The organism is Sutcliffiella sp. FSL R7-0096 (assembly GCF_038595065.1).
Classification (GTDB): Bacteria; Bacillota; Bacilli; order Bacillales; family Bacillaceae_I; genus Sutcliffiella_A.
This window is the reverse complement of the sequence record NZ_CP152003.1, coordinates 1,624,158-1,649,418: the sequence shown is the minus strand read 5'-3', so window position 1 is coordinate 1,649,418 and position 25,261 is coordinate 1,624,158. Positions and strand designations below refer to the sequence as shown.

At 40.5% G+C, this 25,261-nt stretch carries 23 protein-coding genes and 1 riboswitch; of the genes, 6 read left to right on the top strand and 17 right to left on the bottom strand.

The features are described from left to right. Positions 1 to 95: 95 nt before the first annotated feature. Entirely contained in the window at positions 96 to 1,268 is a 1,173-nt protein-coding gene (locus MKY77_RS08395) for a pyridoxal phosphate-dependent aminotransferase (RefSeq protein WP_339149766.1), read from the bottom strand. Between the two features lie 98 nt (positions 1,269 to 1,366). Between MKY77_RS08395 and MKY77_RS08390 the strand changes: the two genes are divergently transcribed. Further along, positions 1,367 to 2,149: a carbon-nitrogen family hydrolase gene (locus MKY77_RS08390; RefSeq protein WP_339149765.1), complete on the top strand. Its 783-nt coding sequence runs from the start codon at positions 1,367 to 1,369 to the stop codon at positions 2,147 to 2,149. A 365-nt stretch (positions 2,150 to 2,514) separates the two neighbouring features. On the opposite strand, the gene cspD is transcribed toward MKY77_RS08390, so the two are convergent. After that, on the bottom strand, positions 2,515 to 2,712 hold the full coding sequence (cspD, locus tag MKY77_RS08385; RefSeq protein ID WP_010192350.1) for a cold-shock protein CspD: 198 nt from the start codon (positions 2,710 to 2,712) through the stop codon (positions 2,515 to 2,517). A gap of 487 nt (positions 2,713 to 3,199) precedes the next feature. Next, positions 3,200 to 3,358, top strand: a riboswitch (SAM riboswitch). A 109-nt stretch (positions 3,359 to 3,467) separates the two neighbouring features. On the opposite strand from cspD, the gene mtnK reads away from it, so the two are divergent. Both mtnK and mtnA read left to right on the top strand, forming a co-directional pair. After that, the gene (gene mtnK, locus MKY77_RS08380; protein WP_339149764.1) at positions 3,468 to 4,664 is read left to right on the top strand and encodes an S-methyl-5-thioribose kinase; all 1,197 of its coding nucleotides are present in this window, start codon (positions 3,468 to 3,470) and stop codon (positions 4,662 to 4,664) included. A gap of 3 nt (positions 4,665 to 4,667) precedes the next feature. Then, entirely contained in the window at positions 4,668 to 5,717 is a 1,050-nt protein-coding gene (gene mtnA / locus MKY77_RS08375) for an S-methyl-5-thioribose-1-phosphate isomerase (RefSeq protein WP_339149763.1), read from the top strand. A gap of 288 nt (positions 5,718 to 6,005) precedes the next feature. Here the strand turns inward: mtnA and MKY77_RS08370 are convergent, their stop codons facing one another. The 3 genes from MKY77_RS08370 to MKY77_RS08360 form a co-directional block, all read right to left on the bottom strand. Then, the gene (locus tag MKY77_RS08370) at positions 6,006 to 6,587 is read right to left on the bottom strand and encodes a metalloregulator ArsR/SmtB family transcription factor (RefSeq protein ID WP_339149995.1); all 582 of its coding nucleotides are present in this window, start codon (positions 6,585 to 6,587) and stop codon (positions 6,006 to 6,008) included. A 316-nt stretch (positions 6,588 to 6,903) separates the two neighbouring features. After that, complete coding sequence (locus tag MKY77_RS08365; RefSeq protein ID WP_339149762.1) at positions 6,904 to 7,392, bottom strand: methylated-DNA--[protein]-cysteine S-methyltransferase; 489 nt, start codon at positions 7,390 to 7,392, stop codon at positions 6,904 to 6,906. Positions 7,393 to 7,432: 40 nt separating this feature from the next. Next, positions 7,433 to 9,643, bottom strand: a complete 2,211-nt coding sequence (locus tag MKY77_RS08360; RefSeq protein ID WP_339149761.1) for a PAS domain S-box protein — start codon at positions 9,641 to 9,643, stop codon at positions 7,433 to 7,435. Between the two features lie 566 nt (positions 9,644 to 10,209). On the opposite strand from MKY77_RS08360, the gene MKY77_RS08355 reads away from it, so the two are divergent. Beyond that, entirely contained in the window at positions 10,210 to 11,973 is a 1,764-nt protein-coding gene (locus MKY77_RS08355; RefSeq protein WP_339149760.1) for a B12-binding domain-containing radical SAM protein, read from the top strand. A gap of 6 nt (positions 11,974 to 11,979) precedes the next feature. Here MKY77_RS08355 and MKY77_RS08350 read toward each other — a convergent pair whose 3' ends face one another. The 3 genes from MKY77_RS08350 to MKY77_RS08340 are packed head-to-tail and all read right to left on the bottom strand — an operon-like array spanning position 11,980 to position 12,501. Beyond that, positions 11,980 to 12,165, bottom strand: coding sequence for a hypothetical protein (locus tag MKY77_RS08350; protein ID WP_339149759.1), 186 nt, complete (start codon positions 12,163 to 12,165; stop codon positions 11,980 to 11,982). Between the two features lie 13 nt (positions 12,166 to 12,178). After that, positions 12,179 to 12,334 (bottom strand): hypothetical protein, encoded by a 156-nt coding sequence (locus MKY77_RS08345; RefSeq protein WP_339149758.1) that lies wholly within the window; start codon positions 12,332 to 12,334, stop codon positions 12,179 to 12,181. Positions 12,335 to 12,369: 35 nt separating this feature from the next. Continuing rightward, positions 12,370 to 12,501, bottom strand: coding sequence for a hypothetical protein (locus tag MKY77_RS08340; protein WP_339149757.1), 132 nt, complete (start codon positions 12,499 to 12,501; stop codon positions 12,370 to 12,372). Between the two features lie 82 nt (positions 12,502 to 12,583). Between MKY77_RS08340 and MKY77_RS08335 the strand changes: the two genes are divergently transcribed. Beyond that, complete coding sequence (locus tag MKY77_RS08335) at positions 12,584 to 12,931, top strand: DUF3905 domain-containing protein (protein WP_339149756.1); 348 nt, start codon at positions 12,584 to 12,586, stop codon at positions 12,929 to 12,931. Between the two features lie 118 nt (positions 12,932 to 13,049). Here the strand turns inward: MKY77_RS08335 and MKY77_RS08330 are convergent, their stop codons facing one another. The 6 genes from MKY77_RS08330 to MKY77_RS08305 form a co-directional block, all read right to left on the bottom strand. After that, entirely contained in the window at positions 13,050 to 13,877 is an 828-nt protein-coding gene (locus MKY77_RS08330) for a carbohydrate ABC transporter permease (RefSeq protein ID WP_339149755.1), read from the bottom strand. Positions 13,878 to 13,889: 12 nt separating this feature from the next. Continuing rightward, complete coding sequence (locus MKY77_RS08325; protein WP_237661657.1) at positions 13,890 to 14,795, bottom strand: sugar ABC transporter permease; 906 nt, start codon at positions 14,793 to 14,795, stop codon at positions 13,890 to 13,892. A 188-nt stretch (positions 14,796 to 14,983) separates the two neighbouring features. Continuing rightward, a complete protein-coding gene (locus tag MKY77_RS08320) occupies positions 14,984 to 16,231 on the bottom strand; it encodes an ABC transporter substrate-binding protein (RefSeq protein WP_339149754.1) in 1,248 nt (415 codons plus the stop codon). 45 nt (positions 16,232 to 16,276) lie between these two features. Further along, positions 16,277 to 18,379 carry an amylo-alpha-1,6-glucosidase gene (locus MKY77_RS08315; protein ID WP_339149753.1) on the bottom strand — a complete coding sequence of 701 codons (2,103 nt, stop codon included), beginning with the start codon at positions 18,377 to 18,379 and terminating at the stop codon, positions 16,277 to 16,279. Positions 18,380 to 18,524: 145 nt separating this feature from the next. Then, positions 18,525 to 19,526: a LacI family DNA-binding transcriptional regulator gene (locus MKY77_RS08310; RefSeq protein ID WP_339149752.1), complete on the bottom strand. Its 1,002-nt coding sequence runs from the start codon at positions 19,524 to 19,526 to the stop codon at positions 18,525 to 18,527. 389 nt (positions 19,527 to 19,915) lie between these two features. Continuing rightward, positions 19,916 to 21,274 (bottom strand): TrkH family potassium uptake protein, encoded by a 1,359-nt coding sequence (locus MKY77_RS08305; RefSeq protein ID WP_339149751.1) that lies wholly within the window; start codon positions 21,272 to 21,274, stop codon positions 19,916 to 19,918. Between the two features lie 206 nt (positions 21,275 to 21,480). On the opposite strand from MKY77_RS08305, the gene MKY77_RS08300 reads away from it, so the two are divergent. Next, entirely contained in the window at positions 21,481 to 21,669 is a 189-nt protein-coding gene (locus MKY77_RS08300) for an alpha/beta-type small acid-soluble spore protein (RefSeq protein WP_047970468.1), read from the top strand. Positions 21,670 to 21,764: 95 nt separating this feature from the next. On the opposite strand, the gene MKY77_RS08295 is transcribed toward MKY77_RS08300, so the two are convergent. From MKY77_RS08295 to MKY77_RS08285, 3 genes are all read right to left on the bottom strand, one after another. Then, positions 21,765 to 22,895: an anti-sigma factor domain-containing protein gene (locus MKY77_RS08295; protein ID WP_339149750.1), complete on the bottom strand. Its 1,131-nt coding sequence runs from the start codon at positions 22,893 to 22,895 to the stop codon at positions 21,765 to 21,767. Continuing rightward, positions 22,864 to 23,646: an RNA polymerase sigma factor SigI gene (gene sigI, locus MKY77_RS08290; protein WP_339149749.1), complete on the bottom strand. Its 783-nt coding sequence runs from the start codon at positions 23,644 to 23,646 to the stop codon at positions 22,864 to 22,866. Before sigI ends, MKY77_RS08295 begins: the two co-directional genes overlap by 32 nt. 478 nt (positions 23,647 to 24,124) lie before the next feature. After that, a complete protein-coding gene (locus tag MKY77_RS08285) occupies positions 24,125 to 25,222 on the bottom strand; it encodes an SDR family oxidoreductase (RefSeq protein ID WP_342515691.1) in 1,098 nt (365 codons plus the stop codon). Positions 25,223 to 25,261: the final 39 nt, after the last annotated feature.

The following is a 25,261-nucleotide window of genomic DNA, read 5'->3' as shown; positions in this document are numbered from 1 at the left end:
TGGAGTCTTCGCCATTTGCTCAATCAACAGCTAGTAATTTAACTGAATTCTAGTTGAGATTATGCCATCATTCTGCCTTTATGTCAACAGACTATTCAGAAAATCTTCAACTCTCTGATTCGTTGAACTGCTTCTTGCAACCTTTCCGTACTGGTTAATAAACCGACGCGTACATAGCCTTCGCCAAAGGATCCAAAGCCTATACCAGGCGCTACGACAACATGTGCTTCCTCAAGAAGCTTGTCTGCAAACTCCTTGGAAGTATACCCTTCAGGAACTTTTAACCATGCAAAAAAGGATCCTTTCGGTGCCTTTACTTCCCATCCAATTTCCCGCAACCCTTGAATAAGGACATTCCTTCTATCCTCATACAAATCTACAAGCTCCTGGACACATGTTTGTTTATCTAACAATGCTGTGGCAGCTGCCTCTTGGATCGCGCCAAAAATACTAACATACATATGATCCTGCAAAAGATTGATAGCTTTGATCACACTTTCATTCCCCACTGCAAACCCTACACGCCATCCAGCCATATTAAAAGTTTTCGACAAAGTATAGATTTCAATTCCGACATCCTTCGCACCTGGGGTCTGCATGAAGCTAAGTGGTTTTTTTCCATCAAAACCGATGGCACCATAGGCAAAGTCATGTACAACGCAAATATCGTGTTCATTTGCAAGTTTTACAGTTTCCTTAAAAAATGCTGAATTCGCCACAGCTCCTGTCGGATTATTGGGATAATTGAGGAACATGAGCTTAGCAGCTTCCAAGACTTCTGAATTGATATCTTCATAGTTTGGTAAAAAATGATATACTTCTTTTAATGGCATATATTCCATTTTAGCTTTGGCCAATGCCACTCCAGACCAATAATCTGGATAGCCCGGGTCTGGGACAAGGACGGTATCCCCTTCATTCAATAAACACTGGGGAATTTCCACTAGTCCAGCCTTGCCACCAAAGAGTATGGCTACTTCAGTATCTGGATTTATGTCCACATCGTATTCCCTTTTATAGAAAGTGGCAATAGCTTCTTTGAGAAATTGATGCCCCCGAAATGGGGAATATTTATGATGATCTGGTTTTTCAACTGCATCCTGTAACGAGCTTACAATATGTTCAGGTGTGGGCTGATCCGGGTTTCCTTGTCCTAGATTGATCACATCATGACCTTGTGCGACCACTTTCCCCACTTTTTCAACCAATGATGCAAAGAACTGTTTAGGCAGTGTATTTAATAATTCAGATTGTTGAAAGTGTTTCACCTTTTTCACCTACTTAGAAAATTCTTGAAATCCTAGTCACAAATCATATATTGTTAGATTCAACTTGTAAAGTATTTTTTCAACGGGGGGATAAACTTATGAAATGGAAAATAGCTTGTATTCAATTTGATATAGCCTTCGGAGATCCCGAAGCAAATATAGAAAAAGCTTGTGAACTGTTGACAGTGGCAGGCAATGATCGACCTGATATCATCGTATTACCTGAACTTTGGTCTACAGGCTATGATCTCGGACGCCTTGATAAGATTGCAGATTCTGGCGGTTTTGTTACAACCAAGTTCCTTAAATCTGCGGCAAAAGAGCTGAACGCTCACATTGTGGGTGGTTCTGTCGCCAAAAAAACAAACAAAGGGATTTATAACACGATGATTACGGTCAACAAAGATGGAGAAGTTGCCGGAGAATATAGCAAATTGCACCTTTTTCGATTGATGGACGAGCATCACTTCCTCCAGCCAGGAAAGACAGATGGAATGTTTGAGCTTGACGGAGAAACATGTGCTGGCTTCATTTGCTATGATATACGGTTTCCTGAGTGGATCCGTGCCCATACTACAAAAGATGCAAAAGCAATCTTTGTTGTTGCAGAATGGCCTTTGGCAAGGGTTGACCATTGGCGTACCCTTCTTATCGCCCGGGCCATTGAGAACCAGTGTTATGTAATCGCTTGTAACCGTTCAGGCGCAGATCCGAAGAATGCTTTTGCAGGACACTCCATGATTATTGATCCTTGGGGGGAAGTTTTGGCAGAAGCAGGAGAAAGAGAAGAGATTATTACTGCTGAAATTGATTTGGCTAAAGTGGAGGAAGTAAGGAAAAGAATCCCGATCTTTGAAGATAGAAGACCACAATACTATTAATTTAGCGGTTTAATAATACACCGCTGTTCCTTTCCGCGGGACGGTGCTGGAGTCTTCGCCATTAGCTCCAATCCATAGCTGAAAATTACAAAACGTAATGTTAGAACTTTTTCAAATAGCTCAGTTAGAGTTTTTTTTACACAGCCTTAAGTAAATGAAGTCATTATGTTGATTGGAGTGGAAGGCGCGCAGACGCCCGCGGGAGGAAGGGACAGGTTAGAACCCTGAAGCGTTGTGAGGAGGCTCACGGACCGCCCGCAGGGAAGCGAAGCGCCTGGAACGGAAATCATCTGTATTATAAAATTCTCTTATTCTTTCAAAACAAAAAGGACTCCGGGATGGAGTCCTTTTCTATTTGGCTAGCATTATTTTGTAACGTTAGCAGCTTGAGGTCCACGAGCACCTTCAACGATTTCGAAAGAAACTTCTTGACCTTCTTCTAGAGTTTTGAAACCTTCGCCTTGGATTGCGGAGAAGTGTACGAATACGTCGTCTTGACCTTCAACTTCGATGAATCCAAAACCTTTTTCTGCGTTGAACCATTTTACTTTACCTTGTAACATGTTTGTTCCTCCTTGTGGTTTACCCACGTAAATATTACTATTCTTGCTCTTTCAAACATTTCAAGACGAAAACTTGTTTCTGACTTTCCATATTCACGAACAAAAATAATAGTTTAATAATAGCAGGTGCCCATCATTTTTTCAAGGTTTTAACCAAACAATTCATACAATTCAACTTAATTCTTCAAAATAATCAGATTCCTGTTTGTTAAAGCCTTTTCTCGTAACTTTGTTGCTTTTTGTATATTTTAACCAACAATAATATTCCTTATTGTCGTGCTCTTTTCCCTGCTGTAATACTACATGCATATACAGATTAAGAAACGCTACAAAGTCCATTTGCAGACTTTTGCTAATAAAAAGCAACAAATTGAGAAAAAGCCTTTTTAAAAAAATGGTTGACATCCATCTAAACACCTTGTTATTATTTTCAACAAGCAATAATTTTCACACAATTAAATACATTCGCAATATATATTGTTGCGATCTCTTATCAAGAGCAGGTGGAGGGATTTGGCCCGATGAAACCCAGCAACCGACCGTAATACTGTTGTGAGACAGGGCGTTACATTTAATTGACGCCGAACGTAATCGTTCATAAGGCACGGTGCTAATTCCAGCAGAAGTGACTTCTGGCAGATAAGAGGGGAGAAGTTGATGCTTCAAGCCTCTTTCTTATGGAAAGGGGCTTTTATTTTTGAAATAAACGCCCCGATCTAAATTTTACGATAAATGATGACTCGGGGGTAAAAAATATGACGATTACTGCAACTACAAACTATGAACCATTAACTGAAGCTACAGCCGTGTCGTTGGCAAAGGACCTTGAATTTTTCAAGGAAGGAGCACTTCTTCACTGTCAAGAGATAGGTGATGGGAACTTGAACCTTGTTTTTCATATCAGAGATGAAAACAATACAGGGATTATTATCAAACAGGCACTACCTTATGCCAAAGTTGTTGGAGAAAGCTGGCCTCTCACCTTGCATCGTGCCACAATCGAAGGGAACTACTTGAAGAATGCTGCGACACTTGTCCCTAACCTTGTTCCGAAAGTGTATTATACAAACGAAGCATTGGCCATTACGATCATGGAAGACCTTTCGCATCTAGACATCGCAAGAAACGGTTTTATTCATGGCAAGGACTATCCCCTCATTTCCAAACACATTGGGGAATACTTGGCTAAAACGTTATTCTATACTTCAGATTTCGGTTTGAACCAACAGGAAAAAAAGACTCTGCAACAGCAATTTTCCAACCCGGAACTTTGTAAGATTACTGAAGACCTTGTGTTCACAGATCCTTTCTTTGATAGTGAGACAAACAGTTATGAGCCGGAACTTCTAGGTGCAGTGGAAGAAATTTGGAAGGATGAAACCCTGAAACTTGAAGTCGCGAAACTGAAATTCAAATTTCTAACGAATGGGGAAGCGCTTCTTCATGGAGACCTTCATACCGGAAGCATTTTCGCCAACGAAATCGATACTAAGGTAATTGATCCGGAGTTTGCTTATTTTGGACCTATCGGCTTTGATGTTGGTCAATTCTTTGCGAACATTTTACTGCAAGCCATCACTAGAACAGACGAAGAGAGAGGCGATATTACGGCTCATCTACACCAAGTTTGGGAGACTTTCACCTCTATTTTCTCCGACCTGTGGAAAACGTCCAGCGTGGAGCAGTTCACCACAACTCCAGGGTATCTGGATTATGTACTAAAAAAAGTTTATGCGGAGGCGATCGGTTTTGCAGGATGTGAAGTTATCAGACGCACCATCGGATTGGCCCATGTAGCAGACCTCGACACCGTCCAACCTTTCGCCAAGCGTATTCTAATCAAGCAAAAGTCGCTGGAGCTTGGAAGATTACTAGTCTTGGAGGCAGGAAATTTCAAGAACACGAAAGAGATAGAATCTTTATTTGAAAATGTTTTAAAGGAGATTAAATGACTTATGACTGTTACAACTGGCCTTCCACTATCTGTCGAATGGATGGATACATCTATCCGTTTATTAGATCAACAGAAACTGCCACATGAAACCGTGTTCCTTGACCTGAAGACCCTTTATGATGTTTATGATGCGATTGTCACTTTAAAAGTTAGGGGTGCACCGGCCATTGGGATAACAGCAGCTTACGGACTTGCACTTGCTGCAAATTCTTATGAGACGGAAAGCCTTGATGATTTTCACACACTTTTGAAAAAGGATCGAGACTACCTAGCTTCCTCGCGCCCAACTGCAGTCAATTTATTTTGGGCAATTAACAGGTTGGTAGAAGTTTCCTTAAAAGCCTCTTCAGTAAATGAAGCGAAAACGAATCTTGTTCATGAAGCCATTCAGATTCAATTAGAAGATGAAACCACTTGCCGACTTATCGGGGAACATGCCCTTTCACTTTTTCAAAAAAATAATAAGGTCCTTACGATATGCAATGCTGGGTCTATTGCAACAGCAAGGTATGGTACTGCATTGGCTCCTTTCCACCTTGCAAAGGTAAAGAGTTTCCCGATCAGTGTATTTGCAAGTGAAACAAGGCCTGTTCTCCAAGGAGCTCGCTTAACTGCATGGGAGCTACAACAATCCGGTGTGGATGTCACTCTAATTACGGATAACATGGCTGCCCATACAATCAAAACCAAAGGAATCAATGCCATCATTGTTGGCGCAGATCGAATTACAGCTAACGGCGATACGGCTAATAAAATCGGGACCTACAGCCTTGCGATTCTAGCAAAATCTTTTGGTATCCCTTTTTATGTGGCAGCTCCATTATCCACCTTTGATCTCTCGAAAAATACAGGCGAAGAAATTGAGATTGAAGAAAGAGATCCAAGGGAAATTACCCACCTTGGAGATCAATCGATTGCCCCAGAGGGTATATCCGTCTTCAATCCGGCGTTTGATGTTACACCAAATGAACTGATTACCGCCATCATAACAGAAAAAGGAATCATCAAAGGCAACTACACCGAAGCCATCCCAGCCTTATTCGAAAATTAACACAACAAAAGGATCCATTATACATATGAGTACAATGGATCTCAGACTGTTGACAAACTATAAACTAGTTAGGATATCTGTTGGAAGAGTTGATCTTCGTTGCAGGAGCTTCGCTTTCCGCGGGCAGTCCGGAAGCCTCCTCAGGCTACGCCCTGCGGGGTCTTCCATGTCCTTTCCTCCCGCAGGAGTCTTCGCTCCTTCCACTGCGATCAACTAGAGAATTTCATTATTTTAAGCTTTGTCTACAAACTGGGATCCATTATACATATGTGTACAATGGATCCTTTATTATTTTGCCCACATTTCCCTAGGATTCAATTCGTAAATTCCCGCTTCCCGATACATATAATGATTAATGATAAATTCCCTTCGAATCGTCGCATAATCCCCATGAAACTGTTTGATATGCTCATTTATTTCCTTTTCACTATACTTTTTCCCAATCTCCAAACCTTTCACAATGTGCTCAAAAATAATCAATTTCTTTTTCCTTTGTGCTGGGATGGTTTTTAACGTACCATCTTTCGTTAGAAAGTTTTGCAAGATCTGCTCCCTTTCCTTCTGTTCTTCCATTGTTTTCTCCCCCTTGCCACTTCTACTTAAAACAAGAAATAAGCCTTCATGGTGTATCTCCAAAGCCTTCTTATTTAAATAGTAATAGACCGTATTTTTCTCTCTTCTTTCGTAAACCGCACTTATCTCTTTCAGCTTCGATATGTGATGGGAAACAGTTGGTGGTTTTACACCTAGCCTCTCTGCTAACTCTTGTCCACTAAGAGGTTCCTCCTCCGAAGCCAATAGTACCAACAGCTTGATTCTTGTCTTATCCCCCATCACCTTATAGAAATTCACAAGTTTATCCAGTTGCAGAACTTCCACCCCCTTAGACTAGTTTTATGAGCATCTAATTAGATTGTAATCTAATTAGATGATTCTTTTCAACCCTTTTTCTTCTCTTTTTTTAAAATGGCCTCTTTATCTTGTTCACTGATGACATTTAACTTTGTTAATACCTCTGTGTAAAAAATGAGTTTGTTCGCTCTCCCCATATTTATCATCTCCTGTTTTGCCCTAGAGCAACTTTTTTTGTCTTAGTAAATTATATGAAGCGAAACAAGAGTTGATACAGATTAGCCATATGAACACAAAAAAAAATACGGTAGATTTAAATCTACCGTACAAATTTCTATACTAATACACCTTCTAGCTTTAGTAGCTCTTCTTTCATACCGATTTTATCACCTGCATACCCAACCAACGCTTTATTCTTCCCAATGACACGATGGCATGGAATCACAATGGGTAAAGGGTTTCTGCGGTTTGCCTGCCCAATAGCCCTCACTGCCAACGGCCTATTTATCTCTTTTGCTATGTCTTGATAGCATTTCACTTCTCCATATGAAATGTTGCTTAATGCCTGCCAAACCTCCAGCTGAAAGTCCGTCCCGTTCATTTTGAACGGTACATCAAAGTCAGATCGCCTTCCCTGAAAGTACTCTTCCATCTGGTTGGTCACAAGCTTGCAAATGGGATGATCTGAATCCAACACATACCTTTGGCTAATAGACTCCAGTTTCAGAAAATCCTCATCGAACTCAATCTTTATAAGGTGCTCTTCATTGCAAATTATAAAGATTTTCCCGATTTTTGTATTCAGGCTACTATAATAAAACATAATCGTTACCTCTCTTATCCCGCTGATTTCAAGATATTTATCAATGTACTGTAGGTGTTCCAATAGGCAATCTTATGTGAAAGGTCGTGCCCTTTCCTAGCTCGCTGCTCACCTCAATGGTACCATTGTGCTCTTCTACTATCTTATAGCTTACCATAAGCCCAAGCCCTGTTCCACGGTCCTTCGTGGTATAGAAAGGTTCACCCAGTTTCTTCAGCTTATCTTCGGGTATGCCGATTCCTTCATCCCTAATGGATATGAGTACCTGTTCCCCTTCCTCTTTGGAGAGCACCACAGAAACTGTACCACCTTTTGGCATCACTTCTATTGCATTTTTTAGTATATTGATAAAAACTTGCTTTAATTGATTCGGTTCACAATAAATATCAGGTAACCCTTCTTCAATGGATGTGACGAATTGGACATTGTCCAACGATGCCTGGGCACTTAACAGGTCGAGTGTCTCTTTCATGGTAACCGTGACACTCTTCCGTTGATAGGAAATTGCCTGTGGTTTGGCCAATACAAGAAACTCGGTAATGATGGATTCTATCCTTTTTAATTCAGAAGTGATTACATCGAAATACATCGCATACTGGTCTTCATTCATGCTATTTTGCAGGAGTTGAATAAAGCCTTTTAATGCTGTCATCGGGTTTCTTATCTCATGTGCGATACCTGCAGCAAGTTCTCCCACCACTGTAAGGGTGTCGGACTTTCGTAGCTGATCTTCCATCTCTCTTTTTTCTGTGATATTTCGGAAGATGGTCATGTGTAATCCTTCAATGACATTTTTCTTAGCGGAGTATTCAATAATTTGCATGCCAGTCTCATCTTCGAGACAAACTTCGCCACTCAGCTCTTCGCTATCCGGGCAATCCTTCCAGTGGTTTTGCAGATCCTGTAACTGCTCTTGCTGTAAATAGTAGTGAAGATAGTTCGCCACCAATTCTTCTTTTGGAAGCTTCAGTATTTTGCTGGCATTCGGGTTTGCATCAATGATGTTACACCTGTTATCCCACAAAAGGATACCATCCATCGCGTTATCAAATATCTTACGGAACTTTTGTTCACTTTCCCTCAGGTCCTTTTCCATTTTCCTGCGTTCACTGACATTACGGAAAATAATCATATTAAAACCGTCAATGATGCCCTTATTGGCTGTAAATTCAAGGAGCTTCTTCTGACCATTCGGCATATGAAACTCCAGCTCTTCCCTGATTTCACCATTGGCTACAAACTGTTTCATGATGGAAAACACTCTCTTATTATGCCTTGGAACAAAACAGTGAAGCTTGGAATGAATCAGCTCATCCAATGGAAGTTCAAATGCCCTGCTTGCAGCTGGGTTTGCCCGCATGATTTCTCCACTGTTATCAACCAGTACAATCGCATCCAAGGCATGCTGGAACATCTCCCTGAATCTCTCTTCACTCTTCTGAAGCTGAAGCTCCATATTACGTTTTTCCGTCACATCCCTCATGATGGCAAGGTAATAATCATCATAGATGTTCGCAGTAATTGTCACTTCAAATGTTTTCCGTTCCCCCGTGTGAAGAATGACCGGCAATTCCCCTCTCACCCTGCCATGATTATCAAGAAGGTTCCAGATTTTTTTCATCTTGTATTGGAAATCTTCTTCTACAAAATCATCAAGCTTGGACTGGAGAAGATCTAATTTCGGCATGGCAAAGTTTGAACAAAAAGCGGGATTAACATCTATAAAATACCCCTCCCTATCAAATACAACAATGCCATCCACCGCCCGATTTATTACATCATGGTACATCTGCTTGCTCTTATTTGACTCTTTCTCTAGCTTCTTCCTCGTGGTGATATCACGGATGATGCATATGTCCAATCCGCTCTCATCAGGGTTCCGCACTGCTGAGTATTCCACATATTTTATCGTCCCATTGTCTAGCCGCACAATCAATTCATTTTTCAATTCACCTAATTCATCTAATTGTGCTTCTTGAAGCTCCACTTCTTCTTTGGACATCAAATCAAGAAAGTCATGCAGTTTTCTTTTTAATAGATCTTCCCTTGATAATTCAAAAAGCTCACAAGCCTTCTGATTGACCTGAAAGAATTCCATATTTTCATTGAACAATATAATTGCATCGTTGGCATGCTCAAATGTAAGTTGCAGAAATCTGTTTTCCTTTTCAAGCTTGTGAAGCTTGTTTGTCAGAGTCTCTATCTCTACCTCCAACTTTTTGGTCTCTTCCCTTACCATGTGTTGGATCATAACCTTCCCCCACTTATCATTTATTTTTTCATCCCGTATATAAAATAATTATTTTTTCCTGAAAAACGCCGCTGTTGATTTCCGCACTTTGGTTCCTTTTTCAAAGGCGTTTTGTAAAGTGTGATAAAAACGCACTTCTGCTCTGGATTAAATTCTACGTTTCCCACCTAAAATCCTTTCTTCTACATTTAAAGCAATAAAAAAGTCATTTCAGAAATCATTTTGTAATATTTACTACTTTCCTGTTGATAATGGAAAGGAGAGGAAAGTTTTGCTAGAGATACAAAATATCCTGCAAACCATGACTACCACATTTTAATTAGGCTCTTTTCTAAAAAATTGTAGCTATTCACTAGTAAAAAGTCGGAAATTGGACTTTTTACTGCTTACTTACTCTAGATATGCACGTAGCATATTTAGTATTGCAAGGAAAAGAGCACGACAGTAAGGAATATAACGGTCACTTTAAAAATTTGCCAAAGCAACAAAGTTTACGAAAATAGCCTTAAATTATGATAAACTGTATTAGTTATAGAATTTTTCACTAGGAGTATGATGGATTTACCATGAAAATAATTGCGTCAACCTTAAATGCAAAATATATCCATACCAACCTTGCTATTCGTTATTTGAAAGCTTATGCTGCGCCGGAGTACAAAGTAGATTTAGCCGAATATACCATCAAAGACCCGGTCATGAATATCGTATCAGATTTGATCCAAAGAAAACCTGATGTCATAGGATTCAGTTGTTATATATGGAACATAGAAGAGACAATCAAAGTTATGAGCATGTTGAAGAAAATCAATCCTGATTTAACGATTGTCCTTGGTGGCCCTGAAGTGACTTATGACGTGACAGAGTGGCTCGACCGCCTGACAGACGTAGATTTCATTGTTCTAGGGGAAGGCGAAATTACGTTCAAACAACTTTTACAAGAACTAGAAGGTGAAGGGAATTTCGCTGGCATCAGCGGTTTAGCTTACCGTGAGGGCACTGAGAAAAAGATTTCCCCTCAACGAAACAAAGTGGATCTGAAGGAACTCCCTTCTCCTTACCGCTTTGAAGAAGACATGGCACAGCTGGGGAAACGAGTGACCTACTTTGAAACGAGCAGGGGCTGTCCGTTTAGCTGTCAGTTCTGCCTATCTTCTATTGAAGTAGGCGTCCGTTATTTTGACCGTGAAAAAGTAAAAGAGGATATTCGTTTCTTGATGAACAACGGAGCAAAGACCATCAAGTTTGTGGACCGCACCTTCAACATCAGTCGCAGTTATGCCATGGAGATGTTCCGTTTCCTGATTGATGAACACCTGCCGGGAACCGTCTTCCAGTTTGAGATCACCGCTGATATCATGCGACCTGAAGTCATCGAGTTCTTAAATCAGGAAGCTCCTTCCGGCTTGTTCCGCTTCGAGATCGGGGTACAATCAACCAATGATGCGACAAATGAACTTGTCATGCGTAAGCAGAACTTCTCGAAACTCTCCCGTACTGTGACAATGGTCAAGGATGGCGGAAAGATTGATCAACATCTTGACTTAATTGCAGGATTGCCGGAAGAGGATTACCACTCATTCAAGAAAACATTCAATGATGTATTCGCACTGCGTCCTGAAGAACTTCAACTTGGCTTTTTGAAAATGCTACGTGGAACAGGGCTTAGAATCCGCTCTAAAGAGCATGATTACATTTATATGGACCATGCCCCATATGAGATACTCGGCAACAACATATTGAGTTTTGATGACATCATCCGTATCAAACAGGTGGAGGACGTTCTAGAGAAATATTGGAATGACCATAGAATGGATGCCACCGTTGAGCACCTGGTTGCAGGTGTATTTGAAACGCCATTCGATTTTTTCCAAGATTTCGGTTCTTATTGGGACAAGAAAGGCTGGTCCAGAATCGGTCATCAATTGGAAGATCTGTACAAACGCCTTTATGCCTTTTTACAAGAGGAGGATGTGGCAACTCTTGGGGTTGTAGAAAGTTTGATGAAATATGATTACTTGCGCCACCAGAAGTTCAAGCCCCGTAAACCATGGTGGCAGGATCGTCTGGATAAAGACGTACGTACTGGCATCTATAAACAAATCGTCCAATCCCCCGATTTGATGGGTGAAGCGTTTACTAAACTGCAATTAAATGAAAAAGAACTATATAAACATACTATGGTCGAAACCATCCACTTTGACTTGTCCCTCTACCTTGAAAAAGGACAAATCAAGGAAGAAGAAAATTTTGTTCTTGTCTACTTCAATCAGACTACAAACAAAACAGAAATCTTCCCCATCTCATCAGAAAAAAGAAAAACTGCCAGCTGATTTCAGCTAGCAGTTTTTCTTTTTGTCTTTTTTGTTCTTCTTGTTGTTGGATTCAATTGCATTTTCAAAAGCTTTCGCCGCATTAGGGTCACCGAATTCAGGACCGAACTCTTCTTTCAAGCTGTCATGTGAAATCGCATGATCCTCTTTGTGTGCTTGCTTCTGTTTTTTCTTTTTTGTATTTTTATCCATTCCTTATCCCCCTTTACTTCCCTTGTCGACCATGTTTGGAATTGCGATTCGCACCACGTATCATATCCTCTTGTTGATATTCAGCAGAAAACTCCGTATCCGGCAAGCTTTCCTTCGGTGTTTTATTATTGTTTTTCGCTGCGTCGTGGGCAACTTTTCTCTTTGCCATTTCAATCACCCCCATGACAGTAGGTTGCCCCTATGTCATTTTTCACATTCTTCATAGGCAATTAATACAATTTCCTCCCCGATTTCCTCCCGTAATTTTTGCTCATATTTAGTGATCTGTTCGAGCTTGTCTTCTGAAAGGTGTGCTATCTCAAATTTCTTCGCCATTTGATCCTTCCTCCTTTTCTTGGTACATACTTATTTATTTTAAAGAAATGCTAAAACTATACATCCCGTGGAGGTGAAAAGTATGAAAGAAAAGGATGCATCACTGGAAGTCCCTTATTTGGAGGAAACGATGCCACACCAAATCAACTCCCCTTCTTTCAAAGGCTCCAATATGAAAATGCAGCCACCATTTGTCAATGAACATGGAATTGTCATCGGAGACAGCAAATACAATTCCGAAGAATCTCCCTTAAATAATTGGAGCGACGACATTGACCCCGCAGTCATGGCAGGGGACCAATGGGTCCATCCAACAAATGATATCGGATGGAATTCATCTGAAAACCGGGAACTTGTCGAGAAATCAAAAAAACCTCAAGGTGTCCCCTTTACACATCCTGATAAAGATGTGAGCTATGGTAGAGATTGAAGAATAAAAAAAATTAAAAAAAATACCTTTGGGGGTCAGACCCCCAAAGGATTTTCGGCTTTAACGTCGAAACCCGCCTCTGCAAAGGCGGGTTTCGTTAGGTAGTAAGCTTGCTTTTTTACTTGCCCCCCGTAAAGGAGATTCCTTTAATGAAATAACGGTTAAAGAATCCGTAGATGAGCAGTACTGGAAGGGTGAATACCATGGATGCGGCCATAATATAGTTCCAGTAACTGATGTATTGGCCTTTGAACGTGTTTAATCCTAGTGGTAAAGTGAACATCGATGGATCCGACAGTATAATCAACGGACGCATAAAGTCGTTCCAGAACCCCATAAATACGAATATAGCCTGCGCAGCAAGGGCTGGTTTCGCCAAAGGAAGCACTATCTTAAAGAAAGTACCGAATCTACTAAGCCCATCCATTTCTGCGGCCTCTTCCAATTCTTTTGGGAAATTAATGAAGAATTGTCTCATCATAAAGATAAAAGTAGCATTGATCATTGCGGGTACAATCATGCCTTGATAGGAATTTAGCCACCCCAATTCACGAAGAATCAAGTAGTTAGGGATCATCGTTACTTGTGCAGGAATCATTAGGACTGCAAGTACAATGATGAACAACGTTTTCCGTCCCGGAAAGCTAAGTCTAGCGAGGGCATACCCTGCCATTGAGTTGAATAACAGGTTCAAGGAAGTACCAGCCAATCCGATAATCAAGCTGTTCAACAACCAACGAGGGAATAGCTCCTGTTCTAAGAAAATCTGTTTATAGTTATCAAAGGTGAAATTTCTCGGTATGAAATTTATCGTCCCACTAACGATTTCTTCTAACGTTTTAAACGAAGAAGAGACTGCCCATATAAATGGAATAAGGGTAATAACCGCATACAGAACGAGAATACCATATAAAAATGCTTTTCCGATACTAAGCTTCTTCTTCATGATGCAGCCCCCTCAATATAGAGATTCTTCTTTGGAAAATTTACGTTGCAATAATGTTGCGACCAGAATAACAAGGGATAGCATAACAGCAATTGCTGCAGCATAACCCATTGTCCCCAGACTCTTGAAGGCATACTGATAGATTAGTAATACAACTGTCAATGTAGAGTTATCAGGTCCGCCAGATCCCCCTGAGAAAATGAAGGACTGATCAAACAACTGGAACGTCCCGATCAAGCCCATGATGACAACAAAGGATGTCACCGGACGTAAGTTAGGTACTGTAATATATATAAACTTTTTGAAAGCATTGGCTCCATCCAGTTCTGCCGCTTCGTACAAAGATTCAGGAATGTCTTGGAGGGCAGCAAGGTAGATGACCATAAAGAACGGTGCCGTAGCCCAGATATTCATAATCATGATTGCTATTAACGCTACACTTGGATCTCCAATCCAGTTATATGTAGGGAGTCCGACTGCAGATAGAATTTCATTTACCAATCCATTCTGATTGTACATCCACATGAAAATTAAAGTTAATACTGCAGATGATGTTAATGTCGGAAGGAAGTAGACAATCCGAAAAATACTTTGCCCTTTCAAGCCCGCGTTAAGCGTTGCAGCAAGAATGAGTGCAAGCAGTGTCTGGATCGGGACTACAATAATGACATATTTAAAAGTATTCCAAAGAGCCCGTAAAGCCCGCCCGTCATCCGTTATATTTGTAAAATTGCTCAATCCTACAAATTGATATGTAGCCGTACCTAATAGCTGTACCTTATGGAAAGATAAGAAAAATGCATAAATAATTGGACCGATAATGAATAATGCAAGTACAAATATGGTTGGAGCCATAAAAGAATAGCCCTGTGTAGCCTCTCGTAGTGACCGCTTTGAATAGGTACGTTTTTTCTTCATTTTATTCACTCCTTTTCCCTTCCAAGAGTTCTATTTATCTACATGAACTCTTTCTAAAGAAGAAAAACAAATCATTTCCTCTTCACAAAGAAGTCAGTAGAGACTTCACAAATCAAGTGCAAGGCTGTCCATTTAACTTAAGCAGACAGCCAGGCACAATAGCATTCCGATAAATCTATAAGCAAGAATTACTCGCCAATTTCTCTATTTGCTTGCTTCTCAGCTTCTTTTAACGCCTCATCAAGTGGACGCTGTCCAAGGAAGGCAGATACAAATTGATTGTTAAAATTATTCATGATTGTCGGTAGGTTTACTCCATTAGCCCATACCGTTGCATAGGACGCACCAGAAACAAGTGCTGCCCGTTTTTCATCTTGGTCAAAGCCAAGTTTCTCTGCTACAGACTTCCTAGTAGGCAATGCAAACCCTTTGGACGTCCATATTTCCATCCCTTCAGGACCAGTAAGGAACTCAATTAACTTCCATGACGCTTCTTTTTTCTCAGATCCTGCATTCATAACGTAGGAAACTGTATAAGCCATGGTGTTTTGTTCCCCATTAATTGTTGGAAGTTCCGCGGTTCCGTAATCGACATTAGGGAATGTATCCTCCAGAAAAGGAATTGCCCAGTTCCCCTCGATTACCATTGCCGCTTTTTCTTGACCGAACATTTCCCCTCCCCAGTTTGCACCTACATCGGTAGCTTGTGCGGCAGTTTTATCTTCATTACGTTGGTCGATAATCGGCTGTAATGCTTCAATAACTTTGTCATCTCCAAAGTTTGCTTTATCATCCTTCACCACTTCTCCGCCTAATGATTCTGCAATGTAGTACATTCTGGCAAGTTCGGGTGCCACACCAAGGCCAACTACACCATCTTTCGTCAACTCCTTGGAAACTTCTCGGACTTCATCCCATGTAGTTGGAACTTCTACACCGGCTTCTTCGAACATTTTCTTGTTGTAAAATAAAGCCAGCGTGGAATAGTCCTTCGGGAACCCATATGTCACGCCATCCTTTTGGAAAGCTTCCAAAAGCGGTTGTTCAAAATCTTCAACATCAAATTCGTCTGTCACATAATCATCAAGTGGCTCAAGCACCCCTGTTTCAATCAGGGCCGGGGCTTCAAAAGCATCCAAATAGAAGACATCTGGTGCTTCTCCACCAATAAGACGGGTTTTCATGACATCCATATACTGATCAGAAATGACTTCATGCTTGACTTTAATAGTCGGATTTTTTTCTTCAAAAGCATCCAGGGCTTCTTTTAATAGACGGGTCTCGGACGGATTCCCCCCCCATCCGGCAAGGGTGATTTCCACAGTATCACCGGAACCCTCAGTAGAACCGCTGCTTCCACCGCTACATCCTGATAATAATCCCCCAACAAGCATTGTCGTGACACCTAATGCTGCCAACCATTTTTTTGCTTTCATCTTAATACCCCTCTCCTCTTGCTTTATTTTAGTAATTTTTAAAAACTAATTTTGCACCACTTCATACCCAGTAGTGTTTTCCTTGATGGTAAGCTCCACATTTCCATTCGAGTTTCTTACAGCAGTAACAGATAAATGGCCTTTCCCGATCTTAACTTTCTCCACTTCCAATAAATCCATCCCATTTGGAAATACCGGGGACAATACTATTTTTTCTTCCAATGCATCTGGGAAAAGACCTAAAATTGTTTGAACCATTACAAGTGGTGTCCCCGCGGCCCAAGCCTGCGGTGAACATGCAACGGGATATTTGACCGCTTTTCCTACTGAACGGTCGTAACCACAAAACAGCTCAGGCAAGCGATCATACTCGAAGTGAGCTGCAGCTTCAATAAGCCCTTCAATGACGATATTTGCAGATTCCTGCTCCTTGATTTTTGACATTCCAAGCAATACCATACTGTTGTCATGTGGCCAGATACTTCCGTCATGATAACTCATCGGATTATAGCCCGCTTCCCCAGTTCCCATCGTACGGATTCCGAATCCTGAGAACATTTTAGGGGAGATAAGGGTTTCGATGACCGCTTTCGCTTTCTCCTTATCCAACATCTCCGAGAATAGTACATGTCCGGGATTGGATGTTATGGTTCCTACCTGCTGCTTATCACGGTCTAAGGCAATCGCATAGTAATTGACATCTTCCATCCAGAACTCTTCATCAAATTTAACCTTAAGCTTTTGACTTTGTTCTCTTAATGCTTCCGCCTTATCTGTTTTGCCAAGCTTGTCATAGATAGAAGCCAATCCCATTTTTGCTTGGAAAACATAGCCTTGTACTTCGGAAAGGGCAATTGGGGTGGTAGCATAATCTCCATTGCGATGGACGATGGAATCTCCTGAGTCCTTCCACCCTTGATTGGCAATCCCTTTACTCGCTTCCTGGTGGTATTCCACAAATAAATCTCCATCTCTATCACCATACTGGTCTATCCAGATTAATGCAGCTTCAATATTTTTTTCCAAATCCTTTACCACTTGAATGTCTCCAGTCCATTTAACATACTCTGTCAAAAGAATTAAGAATAGTGGAGTGGCATCGATTGTTCCGTAATAGGGTGTGAAGGGAATTTGCTCGGTAGTCGCTAGTTCACCAAAGCGAATCTCGTGCATAATCTTACCTGGCTGTTCATCCCGCCAAGGATCTACTTTTGTCCCTTGTTTACTTGCCATAGTGTAAAGGGTTCCTTTGGCCACTTCCGGTTGAAACGATAACATCTGAAGAGCAGCAATCAGACTATCTCTCCCAAAAGGAACACCAAACCAAGGCAATCCTGCCACCGGGAACTTTCCGTATCCAAGATCGGTTAATAACACGCGTAAGTCCCCTAAACCTCGGTCCACCAAACGTTGTAAGGGGAGACAATCTGTTTTCACCTTTGTGATATCTGTATTCCAGCCTTTGTAGGACATCTTTAATTTCTCCAAAGCATCAGATGCGGATAGAATACTATTTTCCACTTGCTCTCCATGTTGTGGTTGTACCTTTAACGTGATTGTCTGCTCTTCTTCGTGCTTCAACTCGAAATGGAATTGAAGAGCACCTGATTCTGGATCTGTTGATTTTTCATCCTTGTCCCATTCAATGTACGTCCGACGTGAAAGATTATCTGCTCCTTCGTAATGGAACGTTAACGACTTTTCTTCCGCTGTCTGGCCGGTTCTTTTCCCTATCTCCCCATTCTGAAAACCACGGACGATAAACATATCCGCAAAATCCACATCCAAGTGTACACTTAAATCAAAACTTACATTTTTAGGGAAATAATTCTTAACTGTCATCGTTTCATAGAAAACGTCATTGTAGATGAAGCGGGTACGCTTGATTTCCACTGACTCCCTCCATAAAATAAGCTCTCCGTTTCTTTCCATATGAGGATTTGTCATGAGAATTGTCGCCATATAGTTATCTGCTGCATCTGAGTGCAGTAGAATAGGCTCTTCTCCATTGATCTTTACATCTAGTTTGCTTAAGAACCTGGTATCCTTTGTATATAACCCCAAGCCGTATGGGTGATTTTCGGGGATATCCCCATTCTTATCTGTAAGAAGAAACAAATCATTTTCTTTTATCACTCTATAATCCATCGTTGTACCTCCTAGGTTATAATGCATCCGAAACGTTTTGGTTTTTCGCTAAACTTCTGAACCCACTAAGTGATATGCATGTTCTTCACTTTCCAAAACGTTTCGGAAATTCTGGTTGTAAAAAAGCACTCGTATAGTGCCTTATTTATGTTGACTCTCTTATGATGAGTTTGGTGTCAATAATTCGTGCGTGTGATTTTTCTTTTCCTTCCAACATATCAATCAGAAGAATCGCCGCTTCATACCCTAGATTAAATTTATCCTGACGAATAGTCGACAAACTTGGATTAGAATAAGATGCCAGCATAATGTCATCATATCCTATCACTGCAATATCTTCTGGTACTTTTCTACCGATTGCCTTCACTGCTCGCAGAACACCTAATGCCATCAGGTCACTCGCACAGAATATGGCTGTAATTTCTGGATTGTCAGCTAAAAGCTCCATTGCCACTTCCTCAGCCACTTTTTCTTTGAAATCACCATTTCTTACCCAATCCTGTCGGAATGGCAGATCCTGCTCATTGATCGCTTCAAGATATCCTTGCATTCGCCTCATGCTTACATCCGCTTTCTCATGTCCGTTTATCATGGCAATATTAGTATGTCCTCGTTCTATCAAGTGGGCCACAGCTTTCTTGGCACCTTTCACATTATCTGTCGTAACATAGCCGACAGTATCGGACTCCTGTGGAATATCTACAAGGACACAAGGGATATCGCTCTCCACTACTTCCTGCAAATAAGGATCATTCGTCTTGATTCCTTGTAAAATAACCCCATCCACCCGCCTTTCCCTACAAAGTTGGGTGTATGTCTTTTGACTCTGCTTTGTGGATGTAGTGCTGAAAAGTACCAGGTCATAGTCGGAATTCGCTGAAGCTTCATTGATTCCACATAGAACCTCGAAAGTGAAATTATCTTTAACGCCTTCCCTGTTCATATCAGAAACAAGGAGTCCTATCGTTTTGGACTTTTTCATCACAAGGCTTCTAGCAACCGTGTTGGGACTGTAATTCAATTCCTTTGCTACTTCTTCAATTCTTTTCTTCGTTTTTTGATTAACATCAGAATAACCGTTTAGTGCTCTTGAAACAGTTGTGACAGAAACACCAGCCACCCTTGCTATATCTTTTATCGTTGTCATGGCATCCTCCCAAAACGTTTCGGAAAACTTCTTACAAGAAGATTAACATGAGTTTGGAAGCGATTGCAATATGTTTCTTAAAAATTCTTTTAATTTTATTCAAAATAATAGAGAGACCCTAGAGTCTCTCCTAGACTGTTGACAAACCCTAATTAACTTTAGATTTGCATATGACAGTTGATCTTCGTTACAGGAGCTTCGCTTTCCGCGGGCAGTCCGGAAGCCTCCTCGGGCTATCGCCCTGCGGGGTCTTCCATGTCCTTTCCTCCCGCAGGAGTCTACGCTCCTTTCACTGCGATCAACAGGGAAAATATATATTACTCAGATTACTTTGTCTACAAGCTGAGAGAGACCTTAGAGTCTCTCCCTTATGACCTATATAGATCTATCTAACCAATGATAACCCGCTCAACAGGATAATGGTATTTAGGCGGCTTTTGTTTACTCTCCAGAATAAATAGGAAAGTCAAAAGCCCTACTCGCCCGATAAACATCAAACAAATGATTATTAATTTCCCGATAGTGGACAGATCCGGTGTAATCCCCATTGATAAGCCTGTTGTTCCAAATGCTGAACAGACTTCAAAAATAATCTGTATCAACTCAAATTCCTCGGTCACACTGAGAATGATAATGGAAGAAAAGCAAATGAGGATGGCCAATAACAATACGACCAGTGATTTAATGATGTCTTCCTCATGGATTTCCCGGCCAAATAGTTTAATGTTTTTATTTCCTCTAGCAAAGTGGAAGAGGAAAAGAATATTCAAAGCAAATGTGGTTGTTCTAATCCCCCCACCTACCGAACTAGGGGATGCCCCGATGAACATGAGACCACACATCACAAGTAATGTTGGCATCGTGAACTCACTCACATCCATTGTTGCCAGTCCGCCACTCCTAGTTGTAACGGATTGGAACATCGCATAAAAAAGGGATTCATGCCATGTCATTCCTTTAAAATATGAGTTAAACTCCAATAAAAGGATGGCGGCAGTGCCAAGTGTAATGAGGCAGGCAAACGTAATACTTGTAATTTTAGTGAATAAAGAAAAACGGAAACGTCCTCCCTTATGGACGATAAATTGCTTCACTTCGACCAGCACCGGAAATCCTATCGCTCCTGCTGTAATCAATATCATCACTATGAATTGCACAAAATAATCGTTTGCAAACGGAATTAGGGATTCACCTGTAATATCAAAGCCTCCATTTGTTGTCGCACTGACAGAAGCAAAAAAACCATGAAAGAAGGCTTCCTGCCATGTTTCATAAAAGGAAAGAAAATAGGTGCCTAATATAAGTGCGCCAAGCAATTCAATCGTAAGGATCAATACAAGGATCTGTTTGATAAGCTTTACAATCCCTGAGAGGGTGGACTGATTTTGGTCAAGCATCATCAGTCTTCTCTCACGGAGTCCGATTTTCCTTCCAAGGAGAAGCCAGATGAAGGTTCCTACCGCCATGACACCGACCCCACCGAATTGGAGCACAAAAGCGAGGAGGAAAACCCCCGGAACAGTAAAGGTTTCTGCAGTATTTACGACTGTCAGTCCTGTGACACTAACTGCACTTACAGCGGTAAAAAGAGCGTTGATAAAGCTCCAATCTACTCCTTCAAACCTAGCCACAGGCAGGCTCAATAAGGATACAGCCACCAGCACTGCAATAAAGTAAAAGCTGACGATAAGTTGAGCAGGTGATAAGTTATGTACTTTCTTGCTAAACGAATTTTTAAATTTTATCATAATTGCCCTTTCACATGTCCAAAAAGTTTCTAATGCTCCCCTCAAGAAGCGTCAAATTAAGGTTTATTAATCCCCACTTATATTACAGTATTTGTCTAATACTTTCCAGTATGGATTAGAAAGAAAATCTCATACTAACTATACAGCTTTCATAAGAAAGTTCAAGAAACTTATTTAAAAGCTGAACTAGAAAAGGAGTGATAGAAATGGCACGTAGCAATAAATTGCTTGTACCTGGAATCGAGCAGGCTCTTGATCAAATCAAATATGAGATTGCACAAGAGTTCGGTGTATCTCTTGGTTCTGATACTGCTGCACGCTCCAATGGTTCTGTTGGTGGAGAAATCACAAAGCGTCTAGTAGCTCAAGCTCAATCTCAATTACACGGAAAATAATTCAATATGAATGGATAGAACCCAGAGCATCTATACTCTGGGTTCCTCTTATGTATGATCTTGTTGAGAAGTTATGAATAAATAATTGCTTTATTTTAGTTGTTGCCTCTTTTATTTTCGTTTTTCTTTTCATCCCGCTTGTTTTTACCGTTTGAATCTCCCCGAGCATCGTTCTTCTTATCTTTTGCATGGTGGCCTTTTTGGGGCTCATTTCTTTGTTGCTTTACAGTGTCTTGCTTCTCTTGTTTCTGCTGGTTGTGTTGCTCTTTCTTCTCTTGTTTCTGATGCTCTTTTAATTCTTTATGTTCTTGCTTCTGTTGCTCTCTTATTTCCTTTTGCTCTTGCTTTCGGTGCTCTTTATGTTCTTTTCGCTCTTCTTTACGCACTTCTTTTAGTTCTTTTAGTTCTTTTGCTTCTTTGCTCATATTTTTCTCCACCTGAAGCTCATCTGCAAAGTTTTCTTTCGAATTGACCTGCTTAATATTGTGCGGTTTATGGTTCATTGGTATGGAAGGTACTATTTCCGTTTGGGAGGTGTCCTCACTATCCACAAGATCCGTTTTTTGTTCCTTCTGAATGTATTTTCCTGGGGATAACCCCTCTTTTATAGCATCAGAACGTTCCTGTGTCGTGGTTTCCAGTGTAGTGATACTGACCTTATCCTGTTGAATTTTCTCAGAGATGGACGTAATCTTTGACTGCATCAATGAATTCCATCCTTCATTCTTTTCATGAGTCAAAACAGATGCGATCAGCACCTCGCTGTTTTCGGTAAGATACCCTTTTTCCCGGAAGATATCAAACATTTGGGAAGAAACTTTTGTAAGGTCCTTATTCTCCCATTCCACCAGTTGCTTGATAATATCCTTGCCTTCCTCATTGTAGGCCTCTATGGAGATTACCTTCATGTCCTTGTTTACCCCTAATTCAACACTTGGGTTTACGTCAACGGAAACGTACGCATATACTTGGTTACTTGTATACTTAGGATAAAGAGAGAATGCCAGAATGATGGCTGTCAATACACTGATGACAGCCCATTTCGCACGAAAAATGGAACTTAATTTCCCTTTTCTTTCCTTCTCTGCCCTATGTAAAGGAAAAAAAACGATTTCTTCCCCTAAATCTACTTGCCCCTTTTGTTTTCTTGACTTTAAAAATTCGCCCTCAGGGGTCAGAATAGTGACATGTTCATCATGAACTTCGAGCACAATCCCTTTTTTCACTCGTAATCGCCCCTTTTAAATAATCTTTCAAATATATATAATCCCCCGATAATATAATGGAAACTGCAATGATGTATTTCCGGTTGCGTTCTATTGTTTTTCTGCTCACATCTACCAGGTCTTCCAACTGTTTCATTGGCAACATCTTCTTTTCAAATAGATGTGCCTTCAGTTCCTGATTCTGTACAAGTGTTTTCGCAACCTCAATGGCATTCTGTCTGGCATCAGCATGTTTAGGAGAGCATTCCAGAAGATCGGCAAAACTCAGGCCGAATTCCTTTAGCACCGTTTGATAATAGTTTATCTCTTCTCTTCGATGCTCTTGGTCAATCTGTTTGTTGAACTCCTCCACGGACAGCGTCGCTTCTATTTTGTTGGACGCATAGTCATCCTGTTCCACTTCCTGCTCAGACATCGTAACGGTAGCATTTTTGCTTTCTTTTCTTATATAGTCAATGACTCTTCTCTTGATGATCAGGTCTGCAAAAGAAATCAAAGAGCTCCCTTTTTCTTTTGAATATTTCTCGATAGCTTCATTGAAAGCGATTAACCCGATACTAAATTCGTCATCCGTTTCACTTATATACCTTTTGCACACGGATGACACTGACTTTGCGATAAAAGGTTTATATTTATCAATAAGATTATTTTGTAGTTGAATGTTGCCAGCTTGTATTTCCAGCACTTCATCTTCAAGAGTCTTTGTGCGTCGTTTGCCAATTTTAAAAAGTAGGCTCAGCACTGGCTTCACCTCTCCCCCTGCTTATATAAATGTCGTTATTTCAAGTTAAAATTTATAAGCATGTATTAAGAAGGAGGCTTTTTCATTTATAGAAAAAGTCACCTGTCCTATATATAAAGGTGTACTTTTATCTATAAAATGTCAATGTAAAAACCTGTTAAGAACTCTCTCGATGTAATATAAAGGGAAAATAAGTAATATGATTCCATTGCAATAAATTCAGAGATTATTGTTTTGCATTACAAATTACCCTTAAATATAAAGATTGTAGTGGTTTAACAGCTTTTTCTTCTATCTCTTTTGCTTCTTTGCTCATTTATCACCGCCTAGTCACTTAAATGTTACGTGAATGTTTCAATCTTTTCGGGGGAGAGTCAAAAAATATTTTTATAATACTTCGAAATACCTAATAAAAATGCTCATCTAGTTCTTTTGTTCAGTAATTTAATATTCCATAAACTCAAAAAGAAGCCAAATTGGCTTCTCGTTAGGAAATATGAATGTGCTTCATTGTGTCGCTCCTATGCTCGTTATAATACTTCACCATGGTGTCTGCAGTTAAGTGGAATGGAGGACAAATGATCCCAGCATCTCCTAAGATCGTCCTGGCCTCTGTGCAGTCGAAACTTCCTTTCCATGTAAAGTAATCCAATGCTTCACGTTCCACTTTCAACCACTTTCTTGCCGTTGGAACACGAAGGAAGGTTTTTGCGAAAGGAAGTGGAATGGACCCTTTTGGTTCCTTTTTTAATAATTTATCCATCAATACTCTATAAGCCTCTCTTATCGTTATGGGCTCAGGATTTGTTAGATGGAACGTCCTTCCTAGCGCACGCCCGGAATGGGTAAGGAAACATGTACTTTTAACTATATAATCAATTGGCACCACATTGAATTCTGCATCGCCCTTCCCCAAATGTGGAATTAAAGGTAGGAAGCGAAGGGAATAAAGAAAATTCAACATCATATAGGGACCATCAAATTTACTGGTTTCACCTGTTTGACTGTGCCCTTTGACTATCCCGGGACGAATGATGGTAATAGGTAGATTTATCTTTTCTTTCTCTACCAAGACCTCAGCTAAATATTTTGTTTCTTCATAATGATTTTTGAAAGGGAACTTATGAACAAGTTCTCTCTCCAAGATCTTCCCATCCCTTCTCCCCGCTACATAGGCAGTACTGAAATACATAAAGCGTTTCAGACCCGGTACACTTTTGAGCCATCTCAGCACTTCTCTCGTACCATTAACATTCACTTCAAAAGCTATTTCTTTTTTGACTGCCAAATCATATATGGCTGCCAAATGAAAAACATAGTGTGTTCGCTCACTGACCCTTTGCTGGTCGTCATCTTTCATCATTAAATCGGGCTGTGTGATATCTCCTTCTATAAGGTGAAAAGCCGTCTGTGGATACATGCGTTGATAAGATTGGATGACTGGAAGCGACATACTTTTTTGGGTGGGAAGAACTAACAGAAAAACATCTGATATATCTTTTTTTGTTGCTAAAAGCTCACGAACCAACTCTTGACAGATGAAACCAGGAAACCCAGTGAAAAAATACCCACTCAACGCTTTCATCCCTTTCCATTATTTATATTACTTATCTTTTACAATAAG

What these genes read in the sequence shown, in the direction of transcription:
- MKY77_RS08345 (WP_339149758.1), bottom strand. Translation starts at nt 12,334, where the DNA reads ATGGCAAAGAGAAAAGTTGCCCACGACGCAGCGAAAAACAATAATAAA.
- MKY77_RS08305 (WP_339149751.1), bottom strand. Translation starts at nt 21,274, where the DNA reads ATGATAAAATTTAAAAATTCGTTTAGCAAGAAAGTACATAACTTATCA.
- MKY77_RS08365 (WP_339149762.1), bottom strand. Translation starts at nt 7,392, where the DNA reads ATGTTTTATTATAGTAGCCTGAATACAAAAATCGGGAAAATCTTTATA.
- MKY77_RS08315 (WP_339149753.1), bottom strand. Translation starts at nt 18,379, where the DNA reads ATGGATTATAGAGTGATAAAAGAAAATGATTTGTTTCTTCTTACAGAT.
- MKY77_RS08390 (WP_339149765.1), top strand. Translation starts at nt 1,367, where the DNA reads ATGAAATGGAAAATAGCTTGTATTCAATTTGATATAGCCTTCGGAGAT.
- MKY77_RS08310 (WP_339149752.1), bottom strand. Translation starts at nt 19,526, where the DNA reads ATGACAACGATAAAAGATATAGCAAGGGTGGCTGGTGTTTCTGTCACA.
- MKY77_RS08320 (WP_339149754.1), bottom strand. Translation starts at nt 16,231, where the DNA reads ATGAAAGCAAAAAAATGGTTGGCAGCATTAGGTGTCACGACAATGCTT.
- MKY77_RS08325 (WP_237661657.1), bottom strand. Translation starts at nt 14,795, where the DNA reads ATGAAGAAAAAACGTACCTATTCAAAGCGGTCACTACGAGAGGCTACA.
- MKY77_RS08355 (WP_339149760.1), top strand. Translation starts at nt 10,210, where the DNA reads ATGAAAATAATTGCGTCAACCTTAAATGCAAAATATATCCATACCAAC.
- mtnA (WP_339149763.1), top strand. Translation starts at nt 4,668, where the DNA reads ATGACTGTTACAACTGGCCTTCCACTATCTGTCGAATGGATGGATACA.
- MKY77_RS08300 (WP_047970468.1), top strand. Translation starts at nt 21,481, where the DNA reads ATGGCACGTAGCAATAAATTGCTTGTACCTGGAATCGAGCAGGCTCTT.
- MKY77_RS08360 (WP_339149761.1), bottom strand. Translation starts at nt 9,643, where the DNA reads ATGATCCAACACATGGTAAGGGAAGAGACCAAAAAGTTGGAGGTAGAG.
- cspD (WP_010192350.1), bottom strand. Translation starts at nt 2,712, where the DNA reads ATGTTACAAGGTAAAGTAAAATGGTTCAACGCAGAAAAAGGTTTTGGA.
- MKY77_RS08330 (WP_339149755.1), bottom strand. Translation starts at nt 13,877, where the DNA reads ATGAAGAAGAAGCTTAGTATCGGAAAAGCATTTTTATATGGTATTCTC.
- MKY77_RS08350 (WP_339149759.1), bottom strand. Translation starts at nt 12,165, where the DNA reads ATGGATAAAAATACAAAAAAGAAAAAACAGAAGCAAGCACACAAAGAG.
- mtnK (WP_339149764.1), top strand. Translation starts at nt 3,468, where the DNA reads ATGACGATTACTGCAACTACAAACTATGAACCATTAACTGAAGCTACA.
- MKY77_RS08340 (WP_339149757.1), bottom strand. Translation starts at nt 12,501, where the DNA reads ATGGCGAAGAAATTTGAGATAGCACACCTTTCAGAAGACAAGCTCGAA.
- MKY77_RS08285 (WP_342515691.1), bottom strand. Translation starts at nt 25,222, where the DNA reads ATGAAAGCGTTGAGTGGGTATTTTTTCACTGGGTTTCCTGGTTTCATC.
- MKY77_RS08335 (WP_339149756.1), top strand. Translation starts at nt 12,584, where the DNA reads ATGAAAGAAAAGGATGCATCACTGGAAGTCCCTTATTTGGAGGAAACG.